Below are 25,474 nucleotides of genomic sequence, written 5' to 3' on the forward strand. Positions count from 1 at the left end.
TCACTGCTCCATGCTCGAGGGGTCCGGCCGGCCACCCGCGCCCCTACGCGCCCGCTGGGCCAGTTCCCGTTCGTCGAGAACCCTGGCCTCCTCCGGGGTGGGTGCGGCGCCGCCCATGCGTCGCGGCACCCAGTACTGGCCTGCCGGGTGCGGATATTCCTGCTGGACCGCGGCCAGCATCGGCGCCATCTGCGCACGCAGCGCGGCGCTGAGCGTCGCGGCGTCGCCGGCCGGCGTCAGCGGCGGGCCCGCCAGCACGGTGATCGGCATCCTGCTGCCGATCAACCGGGCCCTCGGGTGGTCTTTGGTCCACAGCCGGTGGGCGCCCCAGACGATCAGTGGGACGATCGGCACCTGCGCCTCGATGGCCATCCGGGCGGCGCCGGACTTGAATTCCTTGAGCTCGAAGCTGCGGCTGATGGTGGCCTCGGGGTAGACGCCGACCACCTCCCCGGAGCGCAGCGCGGCCACCGCATGCCGGTAGGCATCGGATCCGGCGCCGCGATCCACCGGGATGGTGCCGGTGTGGTTGATCAGAAAGTTCACCACCCGGACCTGCTGCATCTCGGCTTTGATCATGAATCGCATCCGCCGGCCCCGGCGATAGACCGCCAGCGCCGCCGGCAAGAAGTCGACGTAGCCGGTGTGATTGATTGCGATCACCGCGCCGCCCTCGGCCGGGATGTGCTCCAGCCCGCCGAAATCGATGCGGGCGCCGGTGACCTTCACCGCGGTCACCGCTGCCAGCTCCAGCGCACGAAAAACCGGCTGCATGCAGGCTTACTCCGCAGCACCCGTCGCGCTCGGCGGCTGCTGGTGCCGGGCCGCTCGTTCCTCGGCCTTGCGGGCGGCCTCTTCGGCGTCGAGCCGCAGCGCCTCGGCCGGGGTGGGCGCACCGCCGCCGAGGCGGTGCGGCACCCAGAACGCATCGGCTGGATGTTCGGGATAGGCATCTTGCGCCTGCTCGAGCAGGTGCTGCATGCGGGTCTGCAGCAGCGCGCGCAGGTCGTCGACGGGCAGCGTCGGCGGTATCGGCTCACCGACCACCACCGAGATCGGCACTTTGGAGCGCCCCAGCCGCCTGGGGTGGTCCTTGGTCCAGATCCGCTGGGCGCCCCACACGATGTGCGGAATGATCGGCACCTGCGCCTCGATGGCCATCCGGGCGGCGCCGGACTTGAACTCCTTGAGCTCGAAGCTGCGGCTGATGGTCGCCTCCGGGTAGACCCCGACCAGTTCACCCGCCCGCAGATACTCCACCGCAGCGGCGTAGGCGTCGGCTCCCTGGCTGCGGTCCACCGCGATGTGCCGGCAGCCGCGCATGATCGGGCCGGTGAACCGGTTGTCGAAGGTCTCCTTCTTGGCCATGAACCGCACCCGGCGCCGCGGGTGGTTGTCGTAGGCGGCCAACCCGGCGAACGCGAAATCGAGGTAGCCGGTGTGGTTGATCGCGACCACCGCACCGCCGCTGGGGGGCACGTTCTCCGCGCCGGTGACGGTGATCTTCACCCCCTGGAAGCGCCACAACGTGCGCGCAACGGTAGCGACACTTCCGTACCACGGCTCCACAGTCGTCCAGCCTAAGCGATGTCACCGGCCGCGCCGCCGTTAAGCTCGGGTGGAATCGCCTACAGCGTCGGGAAGGTACAAGTGCGGGTCACCAGCGTCGGACACGCCGGCTTCCGGATCGAGACCGCCGCGGGCAGCATCCTGTGCGACCCGTGGGTGAACCCGGCCTACTTCGCGTCGTGGTTTCCGTTCCCGGACAACTCGGCCCTGGACTGGGACGCCCTGGGCGACTGCGACTACCTCTACATCTCGCACCTGCACCGCGATCACTTCGATCCGCGGCACCTGGCGGCCCATGTCAACAAGGACGCGGTGGTGCTGCTGCCGGACTATCCGGTGCCCGACCTGCGCGGGGCACTGGAGGAGCTGGGCTTCCACCGGTTCTTCGAGACCGCCGACTCGGTGCGCCACACGGTGCGCGGCCCCAAGGGCGAGCTGGATGTGATGATCATCGCGCTGCGCGCCCCGGCTGACGGCCCGATCGGCGACTCCGGGCTGGTGGTTTCCGACGGGGTGACCACCGTGTTCAACATGAACGACTCGCGTCCGATCGACCTGGACGTGCTCCAGGCGTTCGACACCGTCGATGTGCACCTGCTGCAGTACTCCGGGGCGATCTGGTACCCGATGGTCTACGACATGCCGGCCCGGGCCAAGGAGGCGTTCGGCACCCAGAAGCGGCAACGGCAGATGGACCGCGCCCGCCAATACATCGCGCACGTCGGTGCGACCTGGGTGGTGCCGTCGGCCGGCCCACCGTGTTTTCTGGACCCCGAGCTGCGTTACCTCAACGATGACCACGGCGATCCGGCCAACATCTTCCCCGACGAGATGGTGTTCCTAGATCAGCTGCGCCGCAACGGCCACGACGGCGGACTGCTGATGATCCCCGGCAGCAGCGCCGAGTTCACCGGGGCGCGACTGGATGCGCTGACCCACCCGCTGCCCGACGACGAGGTCGAGGCGATCTTCACCTCCGGCAAGGCGGACTACATCGCCGACTACGCCGATCGGATGGCACCGGTGCTGGCCGCCGAGAAGGCGTCTTGGGCGCCGGCGGCCGGCCCGGCGATGCTGGGACAGCTGCGTGCGCTGTTCGAACCGATCATGGCCCAAAGCGACGAGATCTGCGACGGCATCGGCTATCCGGTCGAGCTGGTGCTGGACGGGTCGGATCAAAGCGGAGCCCACACCGAAACCGTCGTGCTGGACTTCCCCAAACGCATGGTGCGCCAACCAGTTCCGGGCGAGAAGTTTCGCTACGGCTTCGGTATCCCGCCCGAGCTGGTGCGCACCGTGCTGCGCGACGGCGAACCCGACTGGGTCAACACCATCTTCTTGTCCACCCGCTTCAGAGCATGGCGGGTCGGCGGCTACAACGAATACCTCTACACATTCTTCAAGTGCCTCACCGAGGATCGGATCGTCTACGCCGACGGCTGGTTCGGTGAGAGCCATGATGACTCAGCGACGATCACCTTGTCCGGCTGGCAGATTCAGCGGCGCTGCCCGCACATGAAGGCCGACCTGTCGAAGTTCGGGGTGGTCGACGGCGACACGCTTACCTGCAATCAGCACGGCTGGCAGTGGGACCTGAACACCGGCCGCTGCCTGACCGCCAGGGGCCACGAGCTGCGCAGCGAGAAGCTGTGAGCAGTTCCTACGATGACGGACTGGTCGCCCTAGACCACAAGGCGATCACCTTGCGGCGCTACCACTTTCCCTCCGGGACTGCCAAGGTGATCCCGCTGAGCGCGGTCCGCGGTTACAAAGCCGAGCCGCTGGGCATAGCTCACCGGTTCCGGATCTGGGGCAGCTCGGATCTGCGGCGCTGGCTGCCGCTGGATGTCAAGCGGCCGTTGCGATCCACGTTGATCACCCTGGAGATACACGGCCAGTCATGGCCCCGGCCGGCGTTCACGCCGGCCGACCCGAAGGCATTCCGGGACCTGCTCGACGAGCTGCTGGCCCGCTGAACCGGAAGTGAATTGCTCCTGGGCGAGGCGGTGGTAGCGTTGATCGCCGCCGAAAGCTAAGGGGTGATCGATGCAGCTGGAGTCGATCAGCATCCCGCTGCTGGTCGCCGAAGCCGGTGGTGATCCGTGGGCGATCAACGCCGCCCTGCAGCACGGCCGGCCCGCCCAGATCGACAGCCTGGCCCAGGCGTTTCACAACGCCGGCCGGTCCGCCGCGGAGGCCGATACCACCTTCGAGCAAGCGCGCAAGCGGTTCGAGGGCGCCTGGAACCGGGAGAACGGCGACCATCCGATCAACGATTCCGCCCAGGTGCAGCTGGTCACCACCTCGCTGGGCGTGCAGGCCGAACAGCTGCCGAAGATCGCCGCGGATCTGGAGAGCATCGCCGCGGCGCTGGCCGAAGCGCAGCAGGCGTCGGCGGCGTGCAGCTCCGAACTGGAAGAGGTGCTCGAGGGCATCGACCGCAACCTGACGCACCTGTTGGAGGTGGACCAGGACCCGAATCTGACTGCCGCACAGCGCAAGCAGGTGCACGACGAGATCGCCGGTCTTCAGCAGGCGGCGATCGACGACACCACTGAGACGCTGCGCCGGATCACCGTCATCCGTGACGCCTACCTGGCCACGCTGCGCGCCACCGAAGCCCAGCTGCGCGCCGAGGGCTATGACCCGGGGCTGGTCAAGAACCTCGACCAGCCCAGCTCCCCGCTGGGCGATCCGCTGATGCCGATCCCCCCAGCCGGCACCGACCCGCAGGCGGTCACGAACTGGTGGAACGCGCTGACGCCGCAGCAGCGAGCGGCGTATCTCGCCCAACACGACCCGGGCTTGGGCAACCTCAACGGCATCCCTGCCGACGCCCGCAACGAAGTCAACCTCGCGGTGATGCACGACGACCTCAACCGGGTACGCGACCTGGCCAACCTGCGGGGCGTCTCCGTCGACGACATCCTGAAGAACCCTGCCGCGTACGGACTGCCGGCCAGTGACGCCACCCGGTACGCCAACGCGGTGCAGACCGAGAAGGGCTTACGGCACCTCGCGGGCGATGTGAACCCCGACGGCACCACCACGCGCCAGGCCATGCTGTGGGCTTACGACCCGCTGGCGTTCAACGGGCAGGGTCGGGCGGCGGTCGCACTCGGCAACCCCGACCATGCCGACAACACCGCCGTGGTGGTGCCCGGCACCGGCAACAGCGTGCAGCAGGGCTGGCTGGAAAGCAGCGACGCGACCAACCTCTACGACCAGATGCGGTTGGCCAACCCCGCCGAGTCGACCTCGGTGATGGCCTGGATGGGCTACGACGCCCCGGACAGCCCCGAGGACCTGCGGATCGCAACACCCTGGCTGGCGCGCGACGGCGGCGCCATGCTGGCGGCTGACGTCAACGGACTCTCGGCGACGCATGACGCCGGGTTGTCGTCGCACGTGACGGTGATCGGCCACTCCTACGGTGCCACGACGGTGGCCGACGCGTTCGCCAACAGCGGGATGCAGGCCGGCGACGCGGTGCTGATCGGCTGCCCCGGAACGGATGTGGCCAAGAGCGCCGCCGACTTTCATCTCAACGGCGGCCACGTCTACGTCGGAGCCGCGTCCAGTGACCCGGTCTCCTGGCTGGGACAGTCCGGGCTGGCGGCGGACTTCATCAACCACACGATGCACCACCCACTGGGCGACATGGCCGGGCTGGGCACCGACCCGGCCGGAGATTCCTACGGATCGGTGCGATTCCAGGCCGAGGCGGTCGGCCACCAGGGGCTGGCCTTCGGCGATCATTCCCGCTATTACGACATGGGCAGCGAATCCTTGCGCGCGATGACCGACATCGCCGCCGGCAAGGCGCCGTCCCTGGCCGACAACGGCCTGATCGCCGAGGGCCGCCGCCAGGCCCACCTCGGCCTGCCGGAGCAGGTTCACGTCCCGTTCGTCGGTGATGTCAACCTGCCGCACGTGGACACCCGCATCCCCGGAACCCCAGCACTGGTCGACCCGGAAGGCAAACGTGCACCAGGAACGATCACCGATGACCACCAATACCGCTGACCGCACGTGGCGCCGGGTCGTGGCGCTGCTTGCAACCGCACTGGCGATAGGAGGGTGCGCGATGTCTGCCCCTGACCGGCGAAGCGAACTCGAAGGACCGGAACTGACCGACGAACAGAGCAGGGCCCAGGTTGTCGAGCCGGCCAAGCAGATCGTGCGAGCCGCCGGCCTCCACGATTTCACCGCGTCGTTTCGGTTCGAGTCCTGCAACGACCAGAACGAGGCGCCCTACCGTGGTGTCGCCACAGTGATTTTCACGTTTCCCACCGATGCCGACAAACAGACCTATATCGGTCAGGTCGCGGCGACAATGACGGGGCTCGGGTGGGACGACGGCCCGCCGGCGGGCAAGATGCCCTACGGCCGGGTACTGCACCGGGGCCAGATGATGGCGATCATGGCACCGGAGCCCGATCACCCGCGCTTCGGCAGCCTCAAGATCTACGGCGAGTGCCGAAACCTCACCGATCAGCGAAGCCGCGGCGGGCTCAGCCGCCAGGACATCGCCGGTGAGCTGACCGGCTGAGCTAGCTGCGGTCGGCCAGCACCGCATGGGCGGCGTTGTAGCCGGGGATGAACGTGATGCCGGGCCCGCCGTGACAGCCCGCACTGCCCAGATACAGCCCCTCGACCGGCAATGGCTGCCCGACGAAGCCGCGGGCCCCGGGACGGTTGGGTCCGATCTGGTCGGGGTTGAGCAGGCCGTGGCAGTAGTCCCCGCCCGGCGCTCCGAACATGGTGCCCATATGGCGCGGGGTGAAGGTGGTATGGCGGGTGATGCTGCGCTCGAAATTCGGTGCCAGCCGGGTGATCTTGTCGATCACCCGCTGACCCATCTCGACTTTCATCTCACCGTAGTTGCCGTCGCCCTCGATCGGGAACCACAGCGCGAACGCCGACGCGGCGTGCTTTCCGGCCGGCGCCAGTTCCGGGTCGTGCAGCGACGGGATCTGCAGCACGACGGTCGGATCGGCCGGCACGATCCCGCGCCGGGCGTCCTCCCACTGCTGCTGCACCTCCTCGGGCGTGCAGAAGATGCCCAGCGAGGCCTGCATCGCGGGGTCGTTGAGCGCCTCGTAGGGGGCGGCGAACTCGGGGGCCTCCTCGAGCGCGAAATGCATCTGCAGGTAGGAGCCGCGATGGTCGGTGCGGGCGTATCGGGCCCGAACGTCCTCGGCTAGGACGCCGGCATCGATCAGTGACGTCACGGTGACATCGGGGGCGATGGCGGACACCACCACCGGTGCGGTCACGGTGTCACCGGCGTCGGTGCGCACCCCCGCCACCTCGGGTCCGGCCGGGTCGACGAGGATCTCGGACACCTTGGTGCGCAGCCGCAGTTCACCGCCGAGCCCGGTGAACGTCTCGTGCAGGTGCCCGGTGAGCGCCCCGATCCCACCGCGCAGTTTCTTCATCAGCACGGTGTTCTCGTCGGGAACACCGAGACCGTAGGCCAGGGCGGCAGCGCTACCGGGGGTGGCCGGCCCGCGGTAGAGGGTGTTGACGGCCAGCACGGTGAACGAGCCGCGCAGCGCCGCGTGCTTCTCCCGGTCGGGCAGGTAGCGGTCCAGCACATCGGTGACCGATCCGAACAGCATGTCGTCGATGGCCGAACGCTCGAATTCGTTTGCGGCACAGGCATACATTTCGTCGAGCGTCTTCGGCGGGCGGCCGGCTTCGAACCGGCCCAGCGCGCGGGTGGGGGCTTGGCTCCACGCCAGCAGGCCCGCCATGCCGTTGACGGCTTCGGCGCCGTGCACCTCACTGAGGTGGGTGAACAGCTTCATCGGGTCGGTGTACTGGATCAGCGGCGCGTCGCCGACACCGCGCAGCGCCACCGACATGACCTCGAGATCGATGCCGTCCAGGGCGTCCAGGCCCAGTTCCGCGCTGACCGCCGCCGACGTCGGGAACTGCACCGAACCGGCGATCTCGAAGCGGTAGCCGTCGAACAACTCCACCGTCGAGGCCATCCCGCCGGCATAGCGCCCGGCCTCCAGGCACAGCGTGCGCAGCCCGGCGCGCTGCAGGATCAGGGCCGCGGCCAACCCGTTGTGCCCGGCACCTATGACGATCACGTCGTAATCGGTCTTGGAACTCACCCTTGCACTCGCCTTCCGTTGAGCCGAGGCTGACACGGCGACGCCAGTTTTGTCAATATTGACGTAACTAGAGGTTCTGTAGTGAATTCAGTGCGGTCCGGCACATCCGGGCCAAGTCGGCCAGCGAACGGTCCTCGCCCAGCATCCAGACCTCCATCGCGGCGAACACCGCGGCCGCGATGCAGCGGGCGGTCACCGCGATGCGCAGCCGGTCGTCGGCAGTTTCGTACGGCGGTCCCAGCTTCGCCTCTCCTGGGTCGAGCCTGGCTGAACCGCCGGCGCCGGCTCCGGTCACTCGCAGCCGCTCGGCCACCGCGTCGGCGAAGTCGGCTTCAACTTGCCGGATATGACGCACGATCCGGTCCGGGTCGAGCTCTTCGGCGCGCAGCGCGGCGATGCGCGTTACCGCCTCAACGTCATAGGGAAAGGCGAAGATCGCGGCCTGCACCGCCTCGATCGTCGGCTCGGACCGCGGTCGGGCGGCCAGCGCGCTGCGGAACCACTGCAGCCCGGCGTCGTAGTCGGCGAACAGCAAGTCGTGCTTGGAGGTGAAATGCCGATAGAAGGTGCGCAGCGAGACGCCGGCGTCCGCGGCGATCTGCTCGGCCGAGGTGTCCTCGACACCCTGGGCCAGAAACCGGACCAGCGCTGCCTGGCGCAACGCCTCGCGGGTGCGTTCACTGCGCGCGGTCTGCGGCGCTCGGGGCATGCGGCTAAACGTACCGCAGCACCCACCGCCGCGCCGTAATGACAATATTGACAAAACTGCCGGGTCATGGTGACACTGACCGCATGATCTCGCTCCTCGTGCATGCAGTGCTGGGCCTGGCGACCGTCGGCTGGATCGTGGCCTCCAACCGCACGGTCTTCGCGAAACCCGCTGGCGGCGGGGCGTTCTCGCCGCTGGAAGTCGTCTACTACGTGATCGGCATCGCCTCGATCTTGCTGGGCTGGTACTTCAACATCCGCTTCGTGAACGAGTACGCGCAGAGCCCCAACCACAACCCGATCTGGGGGCCGGGCAGCTGGACGCAGTACATCCAGCTGATGTTCACCAATCCGGCGGCCGGCTCGGCGAGCCAGGACTACACCATCATCAATGTCATTCTGCTGCCGCTGTTCACCATCATCGACGGCTACCGGCGTGGGCTGCGGCGTCCCTGGCTGTATTTCGTGTCGAGCTTGTTCACCAGCTGCGCGTTCGCCTACGCGTTCTACTTCGCGACCATGGAACGCCAGCGCCGCCACGCCGCGACACCGTCGATCATGGAGGCCGCCGGCAGGTAGCGCTGCGCCGGCCTCGCGATCACCGATAGGCTGGCCGCGACGACGGGAGGGATGTCGTGGCCAAGCCGGTGGCGCCGCGCGGGTCTGCGCGCGATCGGGTGCTGCAGGCGGCATTGGCCCTGTTCATGGAGCACAGCGTGGGCGGCACGTCCATGCAGATGATCGCCGACCGGTTGGGCGTGAGCAAACCGGCCGTGTACTACCAATTCCGGTCCCGGGACGACATCGTCATCGCCCTGGTGGAACCGATGTTCGACGACATCGTGCGGGTGATCAAGATCGCTGAGGCGATGCCCACCCAGCAGGGCAAGCGCGATGTGGCGGTCAGCGGAGTGGTCGAGCTCGCCGTGCGATACCGCCGGCTCACCTTCTTGTTCTATGACCGCGCCGTGGAGCACGCCGTGCGGTCCCGGGAGGATTTCATGGCCGCCGGCCAGGAGGCCGCGGCGATCCTGCAGGGGTCCGAGCCGGATGCGACGGCCCGCGTCATCACCACCGCCCTGATGGCGGGAACCTTCACCGCCGCGGCCGATCCCGAACTCGACGACATCGCCGATGAAGACCTGCATCGCATCCTGCTCGACACTGCGCGGCGGGTGATGGAGCCGCTGACCTGAGCGGCCCTCACCACCGTCGGTGGGATCCGCCACCGGATCCGACCAGAGCCTCCCCCGGATTCCGCTGCAGCGGCGCGGGCCACGGCGCCGGCTCCGGCCGCAGGCGCGGCACCTGCGGCCACCAGAACCATTTGCCGAGCAGGGTCGCGATCGACGGCGTCATGAACGACCGGATGATCAGGGTGTCGAGCAGCAGTCCCAAACCGATGGTGGTGCCGACCTGGCCGATCACCCGCAGTTCGCTGACCGCCATCGTCATCATGGTGAAGGCGAACACCAGTCCCGCCGCGGTCACCACCGATCCGCTGCCGCCCATGGCGCGGATCATGCCGGTATGCAGTCCGGCGTGGATCTCCTCGCGCAGCCGCGACACCAGTAGCAGGTTGTAGTCGGCGCCCACGGCCAGCAAGATGATCACCGCCATGGCCAGCACCATCCAGTGCACCGGCAGGCCGATGATGTTCTGCCACAACAACACCGAGAGACCAAAGGCGCTGCCAAGTGACACCACCACGGTGCCCACGATCACCAGCGCGGCCACCACGGCGCGGGTGATCAAGAGCATGATGATGAAGATCAGGCACAGCGCCGCGACGCCGGCGATCATCAGGTCGAAGTTGGAGCCCTCCTGCATGTCCTTGAACATCGCCGCAGTACCGCCGACGTAGATCTTGGAACCCTCCCAGGGGGTGGTCTTGATGGCCTCCTTGGCCGCGAGCTTGATCGCGTCGATGTGCTCGATGCCGTCGGCGCTCAGCGGATCGCCCTCGTGGGTGATGACGAACCGCACCCCGTGCCCGTTCGGGGAGATGAACATCTTCATGCCGCGCTGGAATTCGGCGTTGTCGAAGATCTCCGGCGGCAGGTAGAAGGAGTCGTCGTTGCGGGCCTTGTCGAAGGCCTCGCCCATCGCCGCGGGATCCCCCTGGGCTTCCTGAGCCTGCTTGGCCAGCCCGCTCTGGGTGGCATAGGTGGTCAGCATCATGGCCTTGGTGTTCTTCATCATCTGGATCATTGGCGGCATCAAGGTGAGCATCTGCGGCAGTTGCGCGGCCATCGCGTCCATGTCCGGAACGATCTGCTTGAAGCTGTCGGTCATCGTGTCGACACCGTCCATGGCGTCGAAGACCGACCGCAGCGCATGGCAGATCGGGATGTCGTAACAGTGCGGCTCCCAGTAGAAGTAGCTACGCATCGGCCGGAAGAAGTCGTCGAAATTGGCGATCTTGTCGCGCAGGTCCTCGATGTCGGAGACCATCAGGTGCATCTTGCCGACCATGCGGCCCATGGTGGCGTTCATATCCTCCATGAGCTCGATCATCTTCGTCATCGTGTCGATGTTGACCTGCATCTCCTCGGCCTGGGCCAACATCTCCGCGGTGCGGTCGTCGTTGAATTTGCGGGTCATGTCCTGGCTGACCGCCTGCATGCCGAGCAGGTAGCCGAAGGTGGAGTGCTCCATCGGCATGCCCTGCGGCCGGGTGATGGACATGACCCGGGAGATGCCGGGTACTGTGGTGACCCGCTTGGCGATTCGCTCGATGACCAGGAAGTCCGCCGAGTTGCGCACGTCGTGGTCGGTTTCGATCATCAGCATCTCGGGGTTCATCCGCGCAGAGGGGAAATGCCGGTCGGAGGCCAAGAAGCCCTGGTTGGCGGGCAGGTCGGCCGGCATGTAGGCGCGGTCGTTGTAGCCGGGCCGGTAGCCGGGCAGGGCAAGGATGCCGATCATGGCGGTCGCGGTGGCGGCGATCAGGATCGGTCCGGGCCAACGGCTTACCGCCGCACCGATTTTGCGCCAGCCCCGGCCCCGGTTGGCCCGCTTGGGTTCCAGCAGGCTGCCGAACCGCCCGGCCACCGAGATGACCGCCGCCCCCATCGTCAGCGAGGTGATGACGACGACCGTCATCCCGATACCCAGTGGAATACCCAGGGACTGGAAGTAGGGCAATCGGGTGAAGTGCAGGCACAGCGTGGCGCCCGCGATCGTCATCCCCGAACCGAGCACCACATGAGCGGTGCTGCGAAACATGGTGTAGTAGGCGCTTTCCCGGTCCTCGCCGGCGCTGCGCGCCTCCTGGTATCTGCCGATCAAGAAGATGGCGTAGTCGGTCGCGGCGGCGATCGCCAGGGTCACCAGCAGGCTGGTCGCGAACGGCGAGAGCCCGATCAGGTTGTGATAGCCGAGCAGGGCAACGATGCTGCGGGCGGACATCAGGCCGGTCACCACCATCGCCAGCGCCAGCAGCACGGTGGTGATCGAGCGGTAGACCAGCAGCATCATCGTGATGATGACGACGAACGTCAGCGATTCGATGACGTGCATGCTGCGGGTGCCGGCCTTGTCTTGATCGGCGGCCAGCGCCGCGCCGCCGGTCACGTAGGCCTTGACGCCGGGCGGGGCGGTGACGCTGTCGACGGCGTCCTGGACCGCCTTGACCGATTCGTTGGCCAGCGCCTCGCCCTGGTTGCCGGCGGTGTAGATCTGCACGTAGGCGCACTTGCCGTCGGGGCTCTGGGCTCCCGCGGCGGTCAGCCGATCACCCCAGAAGTCCTGGATGTGTTCGACGTGGGTGGTGTCGGTCTTGAGTTTGGCGATGATCGCGTCGTAGTAGTGGTGAGCGTCGGCGCCCAGCGGCTGCTCGCCTTCGAGCACCAGCATCACCGAGCTGTTGGAGCTGAACTCTTCGAACAGCTGGCCCTGGCGTTTGACCGCGATCATCGACGGCGCCTCGTCCGGGGTCATCTGCACGGCGCGCATCTCGGCGACCTTCTCCAGCTGGGGAACGGTCGTGTTCGCCAGAACGATGATCGCGACCCAGCCCAGCATGATCGGGATCGCCAGGCGCCGAATCCATTTGGCGATGGTGCCGCGCTCGGCGCCGGTGGAGGTGTGCGTGTTCATGCGGATTTCACCAGACAAAAGGTCAGGGCGCTGACGCCGGTGGCGGTTCGTTCGTCTTTGAGCTCGTTGTCGATGCTGATGCGACACCCGAGCATGGAGCCCTTGCCCTGGGCGTAGAGGTTGGGCGACACCGCCGACAACGTGGTGCTCAAGGTCAGCGTCCAGGGCAGCGGTGCGGCGTCGACGCGCTGCGGCCTGCTGTCGAGGTCGAGGTAGCTGATATCGGCGGTGGCGCCGGGCTCACCGAAGACCTCGTAGGTGACGACTTTGGGGTCATAGGGCTTGGTGTCGTCGACCTTGGTGCTGACCAGGTTGGAGTTCTCGCCGCCGAAGTAGGTCCGTAGCCGCAGCACGGTCGCCGTGCCCAGCAGCACCACCACGATGATCAGCAGCGGCAGCCACCCGCGTTTGAGCGCTGTCATCACCGGAGTTCCGCGACGCTGGGGCCGGGCACTCCCGGCAGCTGCGACGGCTCGGCAAGGTTGTGCACCCAGGCGTCCGGCATCGGCGACGCTCCCTTCCCCCGCGGTTGTGGTTGCGCGTGACAAAAGGCGAAGTTATACGACTAGTAAAGTAGAATCAAGCGATTAGTCAGTTCAACTCTGCGGTGTAGCTCACTGTGACTCAGCGCGCGTGAGGCCTGAAGGGCCGGGAGGTAGGCGGTGGCAAGGGCGGTGGCACCGCGTGGATTCGCGCGGGACCGGGTGCTGGAGGCAGCACAGGAGCTGTTCACGCAACACGGGGTGAGCGGCACGTCGTTGCAGATGATCGCCGACCGACTGGGCGTCAACAAGTCGGCGGTGTACTACCAATTCCATTGCAAGGACGACATCGTCGCCGCGGTGTTCCGTCCGGCGTTCGAGGACATCGCCCGAGTGGTCAAGATCGCCGAAGTGATCCCGTCGCCGCAGGTCCGGCGGGAGGCCACCATCAGCGGCATGATCGAGCTGGCCGTCCGGCACCGTCGTACCACCGCACTGGTCTACGCCGATCCCGCCGTCGCCGTGGTGATCGAGGCGGTCGCGGAGTTCCGGGACGCCGTCCGCCGGCTGCAGGCCATCCTGGCCGGCCCGGAGCCCGACCCGACTGCGCGCACGGCGGTCGCGGTGCTGGTGTCGGGGATCTTCGGCGCGGCAGCCGATCCCGCCGTCGCCGACATCCCCAACGAGGAGCTGCACCGGATGCTGCTGGACTGCTCGCGCCGGCTGTTCGCGGCCTGACGCCGGAGCCTAGGGTTCGAGCACCTCGGCACCGACATACGGCACCAGCGCCTGCGGCACGGTCACGCTGCCGTCGGACTGCTGGTGGTTCTCCAGGATCGCCACCAGCCAGCGGGTGGTGGCCAGCGTGCCGTTGAGCGTCGCGGCGGTCTGCGGCTTGCCGTTCTCGTCGCGGTAGCGGGTGGCCAGCCGGCGCGCCTGGAAGGTGGTGCAGTTCGATGTCGAGGTCAGCTCCCGATAGGTGCCCTGCGACGGCACCCAGGCCTCGCAGTCGAATTTGCGCGCCGCCGAGGAACCCAGATCGCCGGCGGCGACGTCGATCACCCGGTAGGGCACCTCGATGCGGGCCAGCATGTCGCGCTGCCAGCCGAGCAGCCGTTCGTGCTCGGCCTCGGCCTCGGCGGGCCGGCAGTAGACGAAGCCCTCCACCTTGTCGAACTGGTGCACCCGGATGATGCCGCGGGTGTCCTTGCCGTAGCTGCCGGCCTCCCGGCGGAAACACGACGACCACCCGGCGTAGCGCAGCGGCCCGCCCGACAGATCCAGGATCTCGTCGGAGTGGTAGCCGGCCAGCGGCACCTCGGAGGTGCCGACCAGATAGAGGTCGTCGGCTTCGAGCCGGTACACCTCCTCGGCGTGCGCACCGAGGAACCCGGTGCCGGACATGATCTCCGGCCGTACCAACGCGGGGGTGATCATCGGTGTGAACCCGTTGTCGACCGCCACCCGCAGCGCCAGTTGCAGCAACCCGAGCTGCAGCAGCGCACCGCGGCCGGTCAGGAAGTAGAACCGCGAGCCGGAGACCTTGGCGCCCCGGCCCATGTCGATCAGGCCCAGCGACTCCCCGAGCTCCAGGTGGTCGCGCGGGTTCGCCATCGCCGGCGGCTCACCGACCACATCGAGCACCGTGTAGTCGTCCACCCCGCCGGCCGGCACCCCGTCGAGGACGACGTTCGGGATGGCCATGTGCGCGCGGGCAAACGTCGCCTCGGCGTCGGCCTGGGCGGCTTCGGCGGCCTTGACCTGCTCGGCCAGTTCCTTGGCCCGCGCCAGCAGCACGGGGCGCTCCTCGGGCGACGCGGCGCCGACGGACCGGCTGGCCGCCTTCTGTTCGGCGCGCAGGTTGTCGGCCGCCGCGATCGCGGCGCGCCGGGCGGTGTCGGCGGCCAGCAGGGCATCCACCAGGCCCGGGTCCTCGCCGCGACCCACCTGGGAGCGGCGGACACGGTCGGGGTCTTCACGCAGCAGGTTCAGGTCGATCACGGCGCAACCCTACAACCCGGCCGGTGGCATCACTTTCGCATCATTTGTCACGCATCGTTGGCTGCCTGTCAGAATGGATCCGATGTCAGAGGCAGCCGACCAGGAAAATCCACCCGCCCAGCGGGTGTCTTGGCTGCGCACGCTGCAGGCGGCCGCCACCCGCCGCACCCTGCTGCTGACCGCCCTGGGCGGGCTGCTGATCGCCGGGCTGGTCACGGTGGTTCCGGTGCTCGGCGACGGGCACGGCGGGCTGCTGGGGCACCTGAACACCGAGCCGGCCGCCGGCCCGGGCGGCAAGGGCGCCGGTCCCGGGCTGGGCCTGGGGATCGGCAAGGGCAACGAGGCGATCGACCGCGCGGTCGCCGGCGACTGCCTGAACTGGCCGGAGAACGATCTGGACGGCGCGACGGTGGTCAGCTGCGCCGACGAGCACAAGTTCGAGGTCGCCGGGCCGGTGGACATGAAGATGTTCCCCGGCGCCGAGTACGGCCCCGACGCCCCGCCGCCGACGACCGCCCGCATCGAGCAGATCACCCAGGAACAGTGCGAGTCGTCGGTGCGCCGCTACCTCGGGGTCAAGTTCGACCCGCACAGCAAGTTCGTCGCCAGCATGCTGTGGGCCGGCGAGCGAGCCTGGCGCCAGCACGGCGAGCGCCGGATGCTGTGCGGCCTGCAGCTGCCCGGCGTGGGCGGCCAGCAGATCGCCTTCACCGGCAAAGTCGCCGATATCGACCAGTCCAAGGTCTGGCCACCCGGCACCTGCCTGGGCATCGACCCGGCCACCAACCAGCCCAACGATGTTCCGGTCGACTGCGCCGCCCCGCACACCAAGGAGGTCACCGGCACGGTCAACCTGGCCGAGCGGTTCCCCGACGGGCTGCCGCCCGAACCCGAGCAGGACGCCTTCATCAAAGACACCTGCACCCGGCTCACCGATACCTACCTGGCGCCGGTGCAGTTGCGCGACACCACGCTGACGCTGACCTACGCCACCATCTCGCTGCCGAGCTGGTCGGCGGGCAGCCGCGAGGTGGCGTGCAGCCTCGGCGCCACCCTGGGCAACGGCGGCTGGGCGGCCCTGATCAACAGCGCCCGGGGGCAGCTGCTGATCAACGGCCAGCCCCCGGTCCCGCCGCCGTCGATTCCCGCGGAGCGGCTCAATCAATTGCCCATCGGTAGCCAGCCACGGTGAGTGTGCAGATGGACCCGCGCCGGTTCGACGAACTCGTCGCCGACGCCCTGGATCTGATCCCGCCCGAGCTGACCGCCGCCTTCGACAATGTCGTGGTGCTGGTGGCGGATCGCAACGCCGAGGAACCCGACCTGCTCGGGCTCTACGAAGGGGTGGCGCTGACCGAGCGCGACTCGAACTATGCCGGATCGCTGCCGGACACCATCACGATCTACCGGGACGCGCTGCTGGAGATGTGCGGCTCCGATGACGAGGTCGTCGACGAAGTGCGGATCACGGTGATCCACGAGATCGCCCACCACTTCGGCATCGACGACGACCGGCTGCACGAACTGGGCTGGAGTTGAGCCGGCCCGCCGCGGCGCGGCAAAACGCCGTTGTCGGCAGGCAGTGCTAGGAACTACCCATGGATGACCACTGCCGAGCCTGCCGGGCGGGGTTGGACCACTGCCACGGCACCCTCATTCACCACGTGCTGCATGCCGCCGAGTGCACCGAGGACGGCTGCCCCGGCGAGGTGCTGCTGCATTCGTTCGCCGTGGACTGCGAGGCGGTCGGCTGCCGCTGCGCCGAGGTCTACGCGCTGGCGATCTAACCCAGATCTAACCCATCGGGTCGGTATCGGAGCGCAGCGCGTCGCCGACCGGGTCCGCCTCGGGTTCGGGATAGAACGGCGGCGTCAACGCGCCCCACTGCACGCAGCTCCACCGGCCGTCGGTGATCGGTGACAGCACCACCGCCTCGGCGTTGTCCAGGTGGTGATTCAAGACGAAACCGCCGTCCACCCCCGCCAGCGTGGCCGCCGCCAGGCGAATCGCCGCGCCGTGGCTGACCACGACGATGTCGCCGGTCCAGTCGTCGTCGTCGAGGTAGCGCATCCGCAGTTCGGTGACGACCGGCAGATAACGGTCCAGCACCTCCTCGGCCGTCTCGCCGCCGGGCAACGCGACCCCCGGTTCACCGGAGTGCCACCGTTGATAGATCGCATTGAATTCGGCGATCGCGTCGTCGTCGTTGCGGTTCTCCAGCGCACCGGCCTGCACCTCGTGGATGCCGTCGAGGGCGCGGGCGGGCAGCCCGAAGCGGCCGCTGATCTCCGCGGCGGTCTGCACGGCGCGGGTGGCCACCGAGTGGGTGACCAGCGCCGGGCGGTGCAACCCGTTGCCCGCGAATGCCCGGGCCTGATCGCGGCCCAACGGGGTCAGCTCCGATCCGGGCGGGCGGGTGTCGAGCCGGCGCTCAACGTTGCCGTAGGACTGCCCGTGCCGCACCAGCACCAGCCGGCCGCTCACGTCGGCGCCTCCGTCCGACCGGCCGGCCCTGCGGGCCACGACCCCAGATATCGCACGTCGGCGCAGCTTTGGCGCAGCGCCTGCAGCGCCTCACCGACGGCGGGGTCGTCGATGTGCCCCACACAGTCCAGGAAGAAGAGGTAGGTGCCCAGCTCCGTGCGGGTCGGCCGGGACTCGATCCGGGTCAGATCGATTCCGCGGCTGCCGAATTCGGTCAGTGCGGCCGCCAGGGCGCCGGGCGCGTTATCCAGCCGCAGCACCACCGACGTCCGGTCGGCACCGGTGCGCCGCGGCGGCGGCGCGGGTGTGCCGACCAGCACGAAGCGAGTGCGGGCGTTGGGTTCGTCGATCACGCCGTCGGCCAGGGTAGGCAGTCCGCGCTGCTGCGCGGCCAGTGCGGTGCTCACCGCGGCGTCGGCTTCGCCGTCGCAGACCTGCTGCGCGGCAGCGGCATTGGAGTTCGCCGGCACGATGTGAGCCTGCGGCAGGTGCTCGGCCAGCCAGCGTCGCACTTGGGCGCCGGCCACCGGGTGGGCGGCCACGGTGCGGATGTCGGCGACCGTCCGTCCCGGCGCGACGACGACCGAGAACGCGACATCCAGGGTGGTTTCGGCGAACACCTGCAGCGGCGAACCGACCGCCAGCCCGTCGAGGGTAGGCGTCACCCCGCCCTCGATCGAGTTCTCGATCGGCACGCAGGCGTACTCGACGGCGCCGGTACGCACCGCCTCCAGTGCGGCCGGCGTGCTCTCGGCCGGCACGGCGCGATGGTCGTGATGGTCACAGCCGGGAACCAGCCCGGCGCCGGTCAACGCGAGCAGCGCCGTTTCGGTGAAGGTCCCCGCGGGGCCGAGATAGCTGATGCGGGTCACGGCTCAACCCTATCGGCCATGGCACGGTCGGGCGGCCGGCGCCGCGTGCAACGGGGGCGGCGCCGCGAACCGCTCCGCAGATTTCCTGTTGCGCCGAAGGGGGCCAGTTAATTAAGTTAGGCTTACCTCACTTACTGAAAGGGTGATCGATGGCAACCACCACAGCGGTAACCGTCCCGACCGCCGCGGAGCGGATCCGCAGCGCCTGCGTCCGGGGTCAGGCACTGCTGGCGATCGCCGACACAGTCGACGCGGCGCCGGTCAACGCACCGCTGTGCCACCTGCTGTCGGACGGGTCTCTGGTGGTCGCGGTGCCTGTCGGCGATCCGGTCGCCGAGGCGGCCGCCGCCGAGACCGGCGTCTCGGCGATGCTGGAGCTGACCGACCACGCCCCGCTGCGGCTGCGGGAACGCGTCCGCGCGCTGGCGTGGATCCGTGGTCGCCTGCAGACGGTGCCCGCGCCGAAGATCGCCGCACTACTCGACCGGATCGCCGCGGTCGACCCGAACCCGGCGCTGCTGCAGGTGATCTCACCGCGCTCGACCGCCGCGGCATCCGACGGCCCGAGCCTCGGTGACGCGGACGGCAGTTACGCACTGCTGCAGCTCACCCCGGACTCGGCGGTGTTGGCCGATGCGACCGGGGCCGAGGCGGTCGCCGTCGAGGATCTGCTGGCGGCGCGCCCCGACCCGTTCTGCGGGATCGAGGCGCACTGGCTACACCACCTGGACTCGGCGCACCCCGAGCTGGTCGCCCGGCTGGCGACCACCAAGCTGCCGCCGCAGCTGCGGCGCGGGCGGCCCCGCCCGCTGGCGGTGGACCGCTACGGCATGTGGCTGCGGGTCGAGGCCCCCGACGGCGATCACGATGTCCGGCTGAGCTTCCCGCGCCCGGTCACCGACGTGTTGAGCCTGAACCGGGCGGTGCGTGCCCTGATGGGTTGCCCGTTTCTCAACGGGTTGCAGCCCCGCCCCCGGTAGCGGCCCGGGTTACCGTGTCGAGGTGACCGAGCCGGCGGCCCAGCGACGCGCGCTGTGTCTGGAGATCGCCGTGGTGCTGGCGGTCACCTACGGGCTGAGTGCCGTCACCGCGATTCTGCAGCTCGCCGACGCGGTGCTGCGCGACCTGAGCGCCCAGCGGATCCCGCTGAACCCGCGCCGGTCCTATTTCGGGCTCATCGACTTCGGCCTCAACGCGGCGTGGGCGGCGCAGCTGATCGCCTGGGGAGCGCTGGCGCTGTATCTGCTGTGGCGCAGCGGATACGGCCCGGCTCGGGTCGGGCTGAACCGCAGGCCGAGCCGCCGCGATCTGGCCGGTGGCCTGGGCTTGGCCGCACTGATCGGGCTGCCCGGGCTGGTCCTGTACCTGTTGGCCCGAACCCTGGGCCTCAACGCCGACGTCATCCCCGCCGCGGTCACCGACACCTGGTGGCGCGCGCCGATGCTGATCGTGATCGCCTTCGCCAACGGCTTCGCCGAGGAGGTGATCGTCGTCGGCTATCTGCTGACCCGGCTGAGCCAACTGCGGGTCGCCCCGCTGGTGGCGCTGACCTGTTCGGCCCTGCTGCGCGGCACGTACCACCTCTACCAGGGCTTCGGCGCCGGCCTGGGCAATGTCGCGATGGGCCTGGTGTTCGGGTACGCCTGGCAGCGCACCGGCCGGCTGTGGCCGTTGATCCTGGCCCACGGCCTGATCGACACCGTGGCGTTCGTGGGCTACGCGCTGTTCGCCGACAAACTCGGGTGGCTGCGCTGACCCTGCTACCCGCCCGCGACGGGAGTCACGGTGACGGTGATGCTGCTGGCCCCGGCACTGGATTCGATGACCAGCACCGAGGCATTGTTCGCCGAGACGACTTCGCCGCCGGTGACGCTGACCTGGTAGCCGTTCGGGAACTGGACGTCCGGGATGGAGATCCTGGTTTCCGACCCGGCGGCGAAGTTGCCCGAGCCGTCGGCCATGGCCGTGGAGTAGCTGAACGAGAAGACGCCGCCCTGGAACGACCAGCTGCTCGGGACGCCGGCGATCACCTGCGGGTACGGCTGGGCCAGTGTCGCCACGATGGGCCCGTCGACGTTGTCGCCGGTCGGCGCCATGTTGGTGTTGTGCACCAGCGACCCCGCCTCGTTGGTGTAGCCCCAATACAGCCAGCCGAACCGGTGCGGGTCCATCGAGCCCAATTGGCTGCCGATGGTGTCGATGTTGTGGGTGGCACCGAACTCGGTCACCACTCCCGGGACGCCGTACTGGTCGATGTAGCGCTGCGCACCGTCCATGATCATCCCGTCCCAGAATGAGCAGCCGGTAGCACTGCCACCGCCCAGGGCGTCGAAGATGCAGTAGTCGTGGAACGCGAAGACCGCGTTGTCGTCGTCGACCCCGCCCAGGTGGGTGACCGCAGTGGCGTTGCCGAACAACACATTCGGTTCGTAGTACACCGTGGTGTTCGGGTCGACCGACCGGATCGCCGAGATCACCTGGTCGTAGAACGGGGTCAGTGTCTGGGTGTCGAAGTGCGGGTTGCCGAGCAGGCTGCCCAGCCATGCCGAGCCCAGCCACGGCTCGTTCATGAGTTCGTAGCCGGCCACGCCCGGGGTGCCGCCTAGGTAGTCGGCGACGGTCTGCCACATCCGGGCGTAGGCGTTCTGCAGCCCGATGCCGTTCACCTTCTCATTAGCCCAGAAGGCATCCCAGGCCTGGTTCTGCGCCGGGTTGAGCGCATAGGCGAACGGGAACGGCTGGCTGGTGTCGTTGTCTCCCGCGTTGAACAAGGTCGCCCAGTCCGGCGCACCGTGGCCGCCGACCTCGGCGCTGTAGAGATCCTGGTGCATGTCGATGACGCTGACGATGCCGTGCGCCTTGAGGGTCTCGATGGTCTCCTTGACCGACGCAAGGTACGCCCAGTTGTATGCCCCGGGCTGCGGCTCGATCTGGTCCCAGTACAGGCCCAGCCGAACCGCGGTGAAGCCGTTGGCGGCCAGGAAAGCCGCGTCGTCCTCGTCGAAACCGTTGCCGCCCGGCGAGAACGGCGCCGACTTGTATACCTGGTTGACGCCCTGCAGGATGACCACCCGGCCCTGGTCGTCGACGATCCAACTGCCGGCGGTGCCGAGTTCAGCCGGGCCCTTGTCCGGGGCGCCGTCGAGCGTGCCGAAGTGGCCGACGGCGCCGTGGCTGCCCAGCGCGCCGCCGACGCCGCCGGCCCCGCCCAGGGCGGGCAGATCACCTTGGCCGAGGTAGACGCCGTGGCCGGCGCCGCCGCCGGCACCGCCGCTGCCGAACCACGCTGAGCCGTTACCGCCGTCACCGCCGTTACCGCCGATATGGGTGCCGTCGCCGCCGGCACCACCGGTGCCGCCGACACCGAGCAGCCAGCCGACCCCCGCACCACCCGCGCCACCGATCCCGCCGGTCACCCCGCCGCCACCGGCACCGCCGGCCCCGCCGACACCCATGAACCATCCGCCGGCCCCACCGACACCACCGGCGCCTCCCTCGCCACCGGCGCCGCCGGCGCCACCGTTGCCGAAGAACCCGGCGGCACCGCCGGCCCCGCCGACACCCTCGGCCGCGGTGTTGTCCCAGCCGGCCCCGCCGTCACCGAACAACCAGCCCGCCGCGCCACCGTCGGCATGCTCCTGCGTGCCGGCCGCGCCGTCGCCGATCATCGTTCCCGCGCCCAGCGCGGTGCTGAGCTGATTCAGGCCGGCGACGATCGGCGCCGCGCCGGCGCTGTTGATCCAGCCCTCGATCCCGGTGTGCAGCGGGGTGTAGATGAGGTCCTGCAACCATCCCGTCGGGTCGGTAGGCAGGCTGGCCACCGCCGCCCCGGCCAGCAGGTCGTCCCAGTGTCCCGGGTCGAAGAACGCGTCCCAGGCCGCCGGGCTGAACAGCGCGTCCCAATCCAGGCCGCCGGTAGCGGCATCGACGAACGGCGCCAGCACCTGGTCGAACACGGCATCGAAGCCCTCAGCAGAGGCCGTCGGCGCCCCCGCCAGCGGGGTCACCCCGAACGCCAGAAACGCCCCGACGGCGGTGCCCAACCCGACAGTCCGACGATTCCGCTTCGAGGTGGTCGGACGCGCCATCATCGGGTAGACCTCTTTCCGTAGCGACGGAGAACTCGCGGCCAAGATAACAGCTGGGTGCGAAAATCACGAGCAATACCTGAGAAAAGGCGAAATCGGTGGACCCCGTCGCGACGGCTCAGTCCCGGAGCCGGCGATGGCCGGCGCAGAAATAGCTGTATCCCGTCGTCAGTGCACAGATCAGGCTGGCGATCGCCAACATGTAGGTACCGCCGGCGACCAGGCCGATACCCCCGCCGATGGCGGCGCCGAGCACAAAGGATCCGAACAGCAGGAAATATCCCAGCCAATCGGCGAGTCCGCCGCCGCTGACGTGGCGCTCGATACCTTGGCCCATCTTCACCAGCGTGCCGGTCACATAGCTCAAGGGGATCGAGACCTCACCGTTCCGGTCGACGAAGGTGGTGTTGAGCGCGCCGATACCGAACGTCATCAACACGATCGGGAAGAACGGCAAGGGAAGCTCGGGGCCGCCCAACAGCACGGCGTCAACCACGGTGGCCAGCACCAGCGCCAGGGTGGTCAGCACGGTGGTGGCATAGGGCCGCGTCGGCCACAGGTGCCGCCGGCATAACGACGCGCTCACCACCCCGGCGACAAACGCTGCCAGAAGCAGCGCCGCCGAGACCGCCAGCCAGGGCGACGCCGCGACCCAGTCATCCTCGGCGTAGTAGCCCATCACGGCGCGCTGCGCGTTGCCGGTCATGAAGGTGACGAAGTATCCGGCGGAGTGGGTAAACGCCGTGGCGCCCAATAGGCCCGCCAAGCCGGCCAACACCCACGACAACTTCGTCTCGCTGTCATATCGTTGACGAATTCGCTTGCCCGACAGCGGGTCAGCGCATCGCTCGGCAGAGATTTCGTCGGGCACCAGTGTGCTTCCTTCCAGTCATCGGCACGGTCAGCCGGCTTGACAGCCGGACAGCCAAGGCGGTCACTCCGCCTGCTATCCGAGCTGGAACATCATGGGGTGCAGCAGGAATCGCGAAGCGCCGGAAAGTCGGACGCCGCCGCGCCCAGCTGTGCCGCCCTGTCACCCGACGGCACGATCGCTTGGTCGATATGCATCGACATCGCGTCACTGGTCCCACCATTTTTAAAAACGCGAACCGGGCATCGCCATGGTGTTTGACACCCATTTGCGGGCCAATGGTTCGCGTATACGAATCGCCGGCCGCGTAGATTGGGCAGGTGAACGGCGATCGCAGACCCGTGGGGCCGCGGCGGCCCTGGGATCGGCAGCCACCGCCTCGCCCGCCGCGGGAGCCGCCGCCACTGCTGCACCGCCATCCGTATCGGCCCGCATCGCCGATGCACCGGCCGGCGCCTTCCCCGCCCGCGCCGGTAGTACACCGGCGGCGCCCACCGGCCCGACCGCGCGCACCGCGGCGGCGATCCTGGCTGCGCCGCCTGACGGTGCTCGCGCTGCTGGTGGTGCTGCTCGGCGCGGCCGGCCTGGTCGGTGGTGCCGTTTGGCTCGACTCCGCGCTGCACCGCGCCGCGGTGTTCTCCGGCTACGCCGATCGGCCGGCGCCCGGCCGAGGTACCACCTGGCTGCTGGTCGGCTCCGACAGCCGCGCGGACCTCACCGTCGAGCAGCAGCAGCACCTGACCACCGGCGGCGACGTCGGCAACGGACGCACCGACACCATGCTGCTCATCCACCTGCCCGATGCGGGCTCGGGCTCACCGGCCGCCGTGGTGTCCATCCCGCGCGACTCCTATGTGCCCATCCCCGGCTACGGCGATGACAAGATCAACGCCGCGTTCGCCCTCGGCGGCGCGCCACTGCTGACCCGGACGGTGGAGCAGGCCACCGGACTGCGGCTGGACCACTACGTCGAGATCGGGTTCGGCGGGTTCGCCGCGCTCGTCGATGCCCTCGGCGGGGTCACCCTATGCCCGGGCGAACCGATCGACGACCCGCTGGCCGGGCTGACCCTGCCGGCCGGCTGCCAGCAGCTGGCCGGCCAGGCCGCCCTGGGCTTCGTGCGCAGCCGGGCCACACCACGCGCCGATCTGGACCGGATGGATCACCAGCGGCTGTTCCTGTCCGCGCTGCTGGCGCGCATTGCCGATCCGGCGGTCTGGCTCGACCCACGACGCTGGTATGCCGTGCCCAACGCCGTCGTGCGGGCGCTGACGGTGGACTCCGGGGTGGGCGTGTCGGAGCTGGCAGCGCTGGGCTGGGCGCTGCACGGCCCGACCACGATGCGGACCGTGCCGATCGGAGAGTTCACCTACACGGACTCCGGCGACGCGGTGGTGTGGGACCACCAGCAGGCCGCGCGGCTATTCGATGCGCTGAGCCGCGACGAGCCGCCGACAACCGACACCCGGTAATGAACGACAATTCCCGATCTGCAATTACCGACGCTCTGGAAGAACCATTTCAGCCTATCCTATCTTTACTTAGGCAAAGCTGCCCTATATAAGCCTCGCCTTGGATGCGCACCGGGTCTGACCAGGGGTAGCATCGCGCTCATGTCCGAGACTGATAACCACACGTCGAAATTCCATGCACTGCTCCAGGAGCAGATCTACCACGAATTCACCGCGGCACAGCAATACGTCGCCGTTGCCGTATATTTCGACGGCGGCGATTTCCCGCAATTGGCGAAATTCTTTTACGCCCAGGCCGTCGAGGAACGCAGCCACGCGATGATGATGGTGCAGTACCTGCTCGATCGCGGCGTGGCGGTCGAGATCCCCGGGGTGGACGCGGTCCGCAACCGCTTCGACGCCCCGCGGGACGCGCTGGCGCTGATGCTCGACCAGGAGCGCACCGTCACCGAGCAGATCAGCCGCCTGACCAGCGCGGCCCGGGATGAAGGTGACCACCTCGGCGAGCAGTTCATGCAGTGGTTCCTGCGTGAGCAGGTCGAAGAGGTGGCGACCATGACCCGGCTGCTGCGGGTGGCCGATCGTGCCGGCCACAACCTGTTCGACCTGGAGAACTTCATCGCCCGCGAGATCGGCACCGGCAGGCCGGAAGCCGGCGCGCCGCGCGCCGCCGGCAGCTGACGCCGCTCCCACACCGG

General features: G+C 68.7%; 25 protein-coding genes. 14 read left to right on the forward strand and 11 right to left on the reverse strand.

What is annotated here, in order from left to right:
- Both AC5Y4Q_RS06805 and AC5Y4Q_RS06810 read right to left on the reverse strand, forming a co-directional pair.
- A complete protein-coding gene (locus tag AC5Y4Q_RS06805) occupies positions 1-774 on the reverse strand; it encodes a lysophospholipid acyltransferase family protein (RefSeq protein ID WP_064922668.1) in 774 nt (257 codons plus the stop codon).
- A 6-nt stretch (positions 775-780) separates the two neighbouring features.
- A complete protein-coding gene (locus AC5Y4Q_RS06810) occupies positions 781-1,569 on the reverse strand; it encodes a lysophospholipid acyltransferase family protein (protein ID WP_064922669.1) in 789 nt (262 codons plus the stop codon).
- 81 nt (positions 1,570-1,650) lie between these two features.
- Between AC5Y4Q_RS06810 and AC5Y4Q_RS06815 the strand changes: the two genes are divergently transcribed.
- The 4 genes from AC5Y4Q_RS06815 to AC5Y4Q_RS06830 all read left to right on the forward strand — a co-directional run bounded on the left by AC5Y4Q_RS06815 (position 1,651) and on the right by AC5Y4Q_RS06830 (position 6,121).
- A complete protein-coding gene (locus AC5Y4Q_RS06815; protein WP_064922670.1) occupies positions 1,651-3,222 on the forward strand; it encodes an MBL fold metallo-hydrolase in 1,572 nt (523 codons plus the stop codon).
- Complete coding sequence (locus AC5Y4Q_RS06820) at positions 3,219-3,545, forward strand: hypothetical protein (RefSeq protein WP_064922671.1); 327 nt, start codon at positions 3,219-3,221, stop codon at positions 3,543-3,545. Before AC5Y4Q_RS06815 ends, AC5Y4Q_RS06820 begins: the two co-directional genes overlap by 4 nt.
- A gap of 70 nt (positions 3,546-3,615) precedes the next feature.
- On the forward strand, positions 3,616-5,595 hold the full coding sequence (locus AC5Y4Q_RS06825) for a putative alpha/beta hydrolase (RefSeq protein ID WP_499958469.1): 1,980 nt from the start codon (positions 3,616-3,618) through the stop codon (positions 5,593-5,595).
- A 61-nt stretch (positions 5,596-5,656) separates the two neighbouring features.
- Positions 5,657-6,121 carry a lipoprotein LppJ family protein gene (locus tag AC5Y4Q_RS06830; protein WP_125225058.1) on the forward strand — a complete coding sequence of 155 codons (465 nt, stop codon included), beginning with the start codon at positions 5,657-5,659 and terminating at the stop codon, positions 6,119-6,121.
- A gap of 1 nt (position 6,122) precedes the next feature.
- Here AC5Y4Q_RS06830 and AC5Y4Q_RS06835 read toward each other — a convergent pair whose 3' ends face one another.
- Together AC5Y4Q_RS06835 and AC5Y4Q_RS06840 are read right to left on the reverse strand one after the other, a co-directional pair.
- Positions 6,123-7,697, reverse strand: coding sequence for a phytoene desaturase family protein (locus AC5Y4Q_RS06835; protein WP_499958471.1), 1,575 nt, complete (start codon positions 7,695-7,697; stop codon positions 6,123-6,125).
- Between the two features lie 67 nt (positions 7,698-7,764).
- Positions 7,765-8,406, reverse strand: coding sequence for a TetR/AcrR family transcriptional regulator (locus tag AC5Y4Q_RS06840; protein ID WP_499958473.1), 642 nt, complete (start codon positions 8,404-8,406; stop codon positions 7,765-7,767).
- A gap of 83 nt (positions 8,407-8,489) precedes the next feature.
- Here AC5Y4Q_RS06840 and AC5Y4Q_RS06845 point away from each other — a divergent pair, with 83 nt between their 5' ends.
- Together AC5Y4Q_RS06845 and AC5Y4Q_RS06850 are read left to right on the forward strand one after the other, a co-directional pair.
- Positions 8,490-8,984, forward strand: a complete 495-nt coding sequence (locus AC5Y4Q_RS06845) for a DUF2834 domain-containing protein (RefSeq protein WP_499958475.1) — start codon at positions 8,490-8,492, stop codon at positions 8,982-8,984.
- Between the two features lie 56 nt (positions 8,985-9,040).
- The gene (locus AC5Y4Q_RS06850) at positions 9,041-9,601 is read left to right on the forward strand and encodes a TetR/AcrR family transcriptional regulator (protein ID WP_064922680.1); all 561 of its coding nucleotides are present in this window, start codon (positions 9,041-9,043) and stop codon (positions 9,599-9,601) included.
- Between the two features lie 7 nt (positions 9,602-9,608).
- Here the strand turns inward: AC5Y4Q_RS06850 and AC5Y4Q_RS06855 are convergent, their stop codons facing one another.
- Positions 9,609-12,506 carry an MMPL/RND family transporter gene (locus AC5Y4Q_RS06855; protein WP_499958477.1) on the reverse strand — a complete coding sequence of 966 codons (2,898 nt, stop codon included), beginning with the start codon at positions 12,504-12,506 and terminating at the stop codon, positions 9,609-9,611.
- Complete coding sequence (locus tag AC5Y4Q_RS06860; protein WP_064922683.1) at positions 12,503-12,928, reverse strand: MmpS family transport accessory protein; 426 nt, start codon at positions 12,926-12,928, stop codon at positions 12,503-12,505. The genes AC5Y4Q_RS06855 and AC5Y4Q_RS06860 overlap by 4 nt, the downstream gene beginning before the upstream one ends.
- A gap of 240 nt (positions 12,929-13,168) precedes the next feature.
- Here AC5Y4Q_RS06860 and AC5Y4Q_RS06865 point away from each other — a divergent pair, with 240 nt between their 5' ends.
- The gene (locus AC5Y4Q_RS06865; protein WP_064922685.1) at positions 13,169-13,726 is read left to right on the forward strand and encodes a TetR/AcrR family transcriptional regulator; all 558 of its coding nucleotides are present in this window, start codon (positions 13,169-13,171) and stop codon (positions 13,724-13,726) included.
- Between the two features lie 9 nt (positions 13,727-13,735).
- Here AC5Y4Q_RS06865 and serS read toward each other — a convergent pair whose 3' ends face one another.
- Entirely contained in the window at positions 13,736-14,989 is a 1,254-nt protein-coding gene (gene serS / locus AC5Y4Q_RS06870; RefSeq protein ID WP_064922687.1) for a serine--tRNA ligase, read from the reverse strand.
- An 82-nt stretch (positions 14,990-15,071) separates the two neighbouring features.
- Between serS and AC5Y4Q_RS06875 the strand changes: the two genes are divergently transcribed.
- From AC5Y4Q_RS06875 to AC5Y4Q_RS06885, 3 genes are read left to right on the forward strand one after another with little or no spacing between them, the layout of a single operon-like run.
- A complete protein-coding gene (locus AC5Y4Q_RS06875) occupies positions 15,072-16,181 on the forward strand; it encodes a septum formation family protein (protein WP_328589406.1) in 1,110 nt (369 codons plus the stop codon).
- Positions 16,178-16,528: a metallopeptidase family protein gene (locus AC5Y4Q_RS06880; protein ID WP_065019440.1), complete on the forward strand. Its 351-nt coding sequence runs from the start codon at positions 16,178-16,180 to the stop codon at positions 16,526-16,528. Before AC5Y4Q_RS06875 ends, AC5Y4Q_RS06880 begins: the two co-directional genes overlap by 4 nt.
- 59 nt (positions 16,529-16,587) lie before the next feature.
- Positions 16,588-16,776 (forward strand): hypothetical protein, encoded by a 189-nt coding sequence (locus AC5Y4Q_RS06885; RefSeq protein WP_064923686.1) that lies wholly within the window; start codon positions 16,588-16,590, stop codon positions 16,774-16,776.
- A gap of 7 nt (positions 16,777-16,783) precedes the next feature.
- Here the strand turns inward: AC5Y4Q_RS06885 and AC5Y4Q_RS06890 are convergent, their stop codons facing one another.
- Together AC5Y4Q_RS06890 and pheA are read right to left on the reverse strand one after the other, a co-directional pair.
- Positions 16,784-17,473 (reverse strand): histidine phosphatase family protein, encoded by a 690-nt coding sequence (locus AC5Y4Q_RS06890; RefSeq protein ID WP_125225056.1) that lies wholly within the window; start codon positions 17,471-17,473, stop codon positions 16,784-16,786.
- Positions 17,470-18,345 carry a prephenate dehydratase gene (pheA, locus tag AC5Y4Q_RS06895; RefSeq protein WP_064923688.1) on the reverse strand — a complete coding sequence of 292 codons (876 nt, stop codon included), beginning with the start codon at positions 18,343-18,345 and terminating at the stop codon, positions 17,470-17,472. The genes AC5Y4Q_RS06890 and pheA overlap by 4 nt, the downstream gene beginning before the upstream one ends.
- Positions 18,346-18,494: 149 nt before the next feature.
- On the opposite strand from pheA, the gene AC5Y4Q_RS06900 reads away from it, so the two are divergent.
- The gene (locus tag AC5Y4Q_RS06900; RefSeq protein WP_125225055.1) at positions 18,495-19,325 is read left to right on the forward strand and encodes a DUF2470 domain-containing protein; all 831 of its coding nucleotides are present in this window, start codon (positions 18,495-18,497) and stop codon (positions 19,323-19,325) included.
- Between the two features lie 22 nt (positions 19,326-19,347).
- Complete coding sequence (locus AC5Y4Q_RS06905; RefSeq protein ID WP_064923692.1) at positions 19,348-20,100, forward strand: CPBP family intramembrane glutamic endopeptidase; 753 nt, start codon at positions 19,348-19,350, stop codon at positions 20,098-20,100.
- Positions 20,101-20,105: 5 nt separating this feature from the next.
- Here AC5Y4Q_RS06905 and AC5Y4Q_RS06910 read toward each other — a convergent pair whose 3' ends face one another.
- Together AC5Y4Q_RS06910 and AC5Y4Q_RS06915 are read right to left on the reverse strand one after the other, a co-directional pair.
- Positions 20,106-22,436 carry a cellulase family glycosylhydrolase gene (locus tag AC5Y4Q_RS06910; protein ID WP_499958482.1) on the reverse strand — a complete coding sequence of 777 codons (2,331 nt, stop codon included), beginning with the start codon at positions 22,434-22,436 and terminating at the stop codon, positions 20,106-20,108.
- Between the two features lie 115 nt (positions 22,437-22,551).
- On the reverse strand, positions 22,552-23,265 hold the full coding sequence (locus AC5Y4Q_RS06915) for a DUF1275 family protein (protein ID WP_235663963.1): 714 nt from the start codon (positions 23,263-23,265) through the stop codon (positions 22,552-22,554).
- Positions 23,266-23,624: 359 nt separating this feature from the next.
- Between AC5Y4Q_RS06915 and AC5Y4Q_RS06920 the strand changes: the two genes are divergently transcribed.
- Together AC5Y4Q_RS06920 and AC5Y4Q_RS06925 are read left to right on the forward strand one after the other, a co-directional pair.
- Positions 23,625-24,776 carry an LCP family protein gene (locus AC5Y4Q_RS06920; RefSeq protein ID WP_125225607.1) on the forward strand — a complete coding sequence of 384 codons (1,152 nt, stop codon included), beginning with the start codon at positions 23,625-23,627 and terminating at the stop codon, positions 24,774-24,776.
- A gap of 141 nt (positions 24,777-24,917) precedes the next feature.
- Positions 24,918-25,457: a ferritin gene (locus AC5Y4Q_RS06925; RefSeq protein WP_125225606.1), complete on the forward strand. Its 540-nt coding sequence runs from the start codon at positions 24,918-24,920 to the stop codon at positions 25,455-25,457.
- The last annotated feature ends 17 nt before the right edge of the window (positions 25,458-25,474 follow it).

Source organism: Mycobacterium sp. NGS16, assembly GCF_059813225.1.

Bases quoted from the DNA above. Each gene is read 5' to 3' on its own strand.
- AC5Y4Q_RS06805 (WP_064922668.1), bottom strand. From the start codon at position 774: ATGCAGCCGGTTTTTCGTGCGCTGGAGCTGGCAGCGGTGACCGCGGTG.
- AC5Y4Q_RS06825 (WP_499958469.1), top strand. From the start codon at position 3,616: ATGCAGCTGGAGTCGATCAGCATCCCGCTGCTGGTCGCCGAAGCCGGT.
- AC5Y4Q_RS06830 (WP_125225058.1), top strand. From the start codon at position 5,657: ATGTCTGCCCCTGACCGGCGAAGCGAACTCGAAGGACCGGAACTGACC.
- AC5Y4Q_RS06840 (WP_499958473.1), bottom strand. From the start codon at position 8,406: ATGCCCCGAGCGCCGCAGACCGCGCGCAGTGAACGCACCCGCGAGGCG.
- AC5Y4Q_RS06845 (WP_499958475.1), top strand. From the start codon at position 8,490: ATGATCTCGCTCCTCGTGCATGCAGTGCTGGGCCTGGCGACCGTCGGC.
- AC5Y4Q_RS06855 (WP_499958477.1), bottom strand. From the start codon at position 12,506: ATGAACACGCACACCTCCACCGGCGCCGAGCGCGGCACCATCGCCAAA.
- AC5Y4Q_RS06860 (WP_064922683.1), bottom strand. From the start codon at position 12,928: ATGACAGCGCTCAAACGCGGGTGGCTGCCGCTGCTGATCATCGTGGTG.
- AC5Y4Q_RS06875 (WP_328589406.1), top strand. From the start codon at position 15,072: ATGTCAGAGGCAGCCGACCAGGAAAATCCACCCGCCCAGCGGGTGTCT.
- AC5Y4Q_RS06885 (WP_064923686.1), top strand. From the start codon at position 16,588: ATGGATGACCACTGCCGAGCCTGCCGGGCGGGGTTGGACCACTGCCAC.
- AC5Y4Q_RS06900 (WP_125225055.1), top strand. From the start codon at position 18,495: ATGGCAACCACCACAGCGGTAACCGTCCCGACCGCCGCGGAGCGGATC.
- AC5Y4Q_RS06910 (WP_499958482.1), bottom strand. From the start codon at position 22,436: ATGATGGCGCGTCCGACCACCTCGAAGCGGAATCGTCGGACTGTCGGG.
- AC5Y4Q_RS06925 (WP_125225606.1), top strand. From the start codon at position 24,918: ATGTCCGAGACTGATAACCACACGTCGAAATTCCATGCACTGCTCCAG.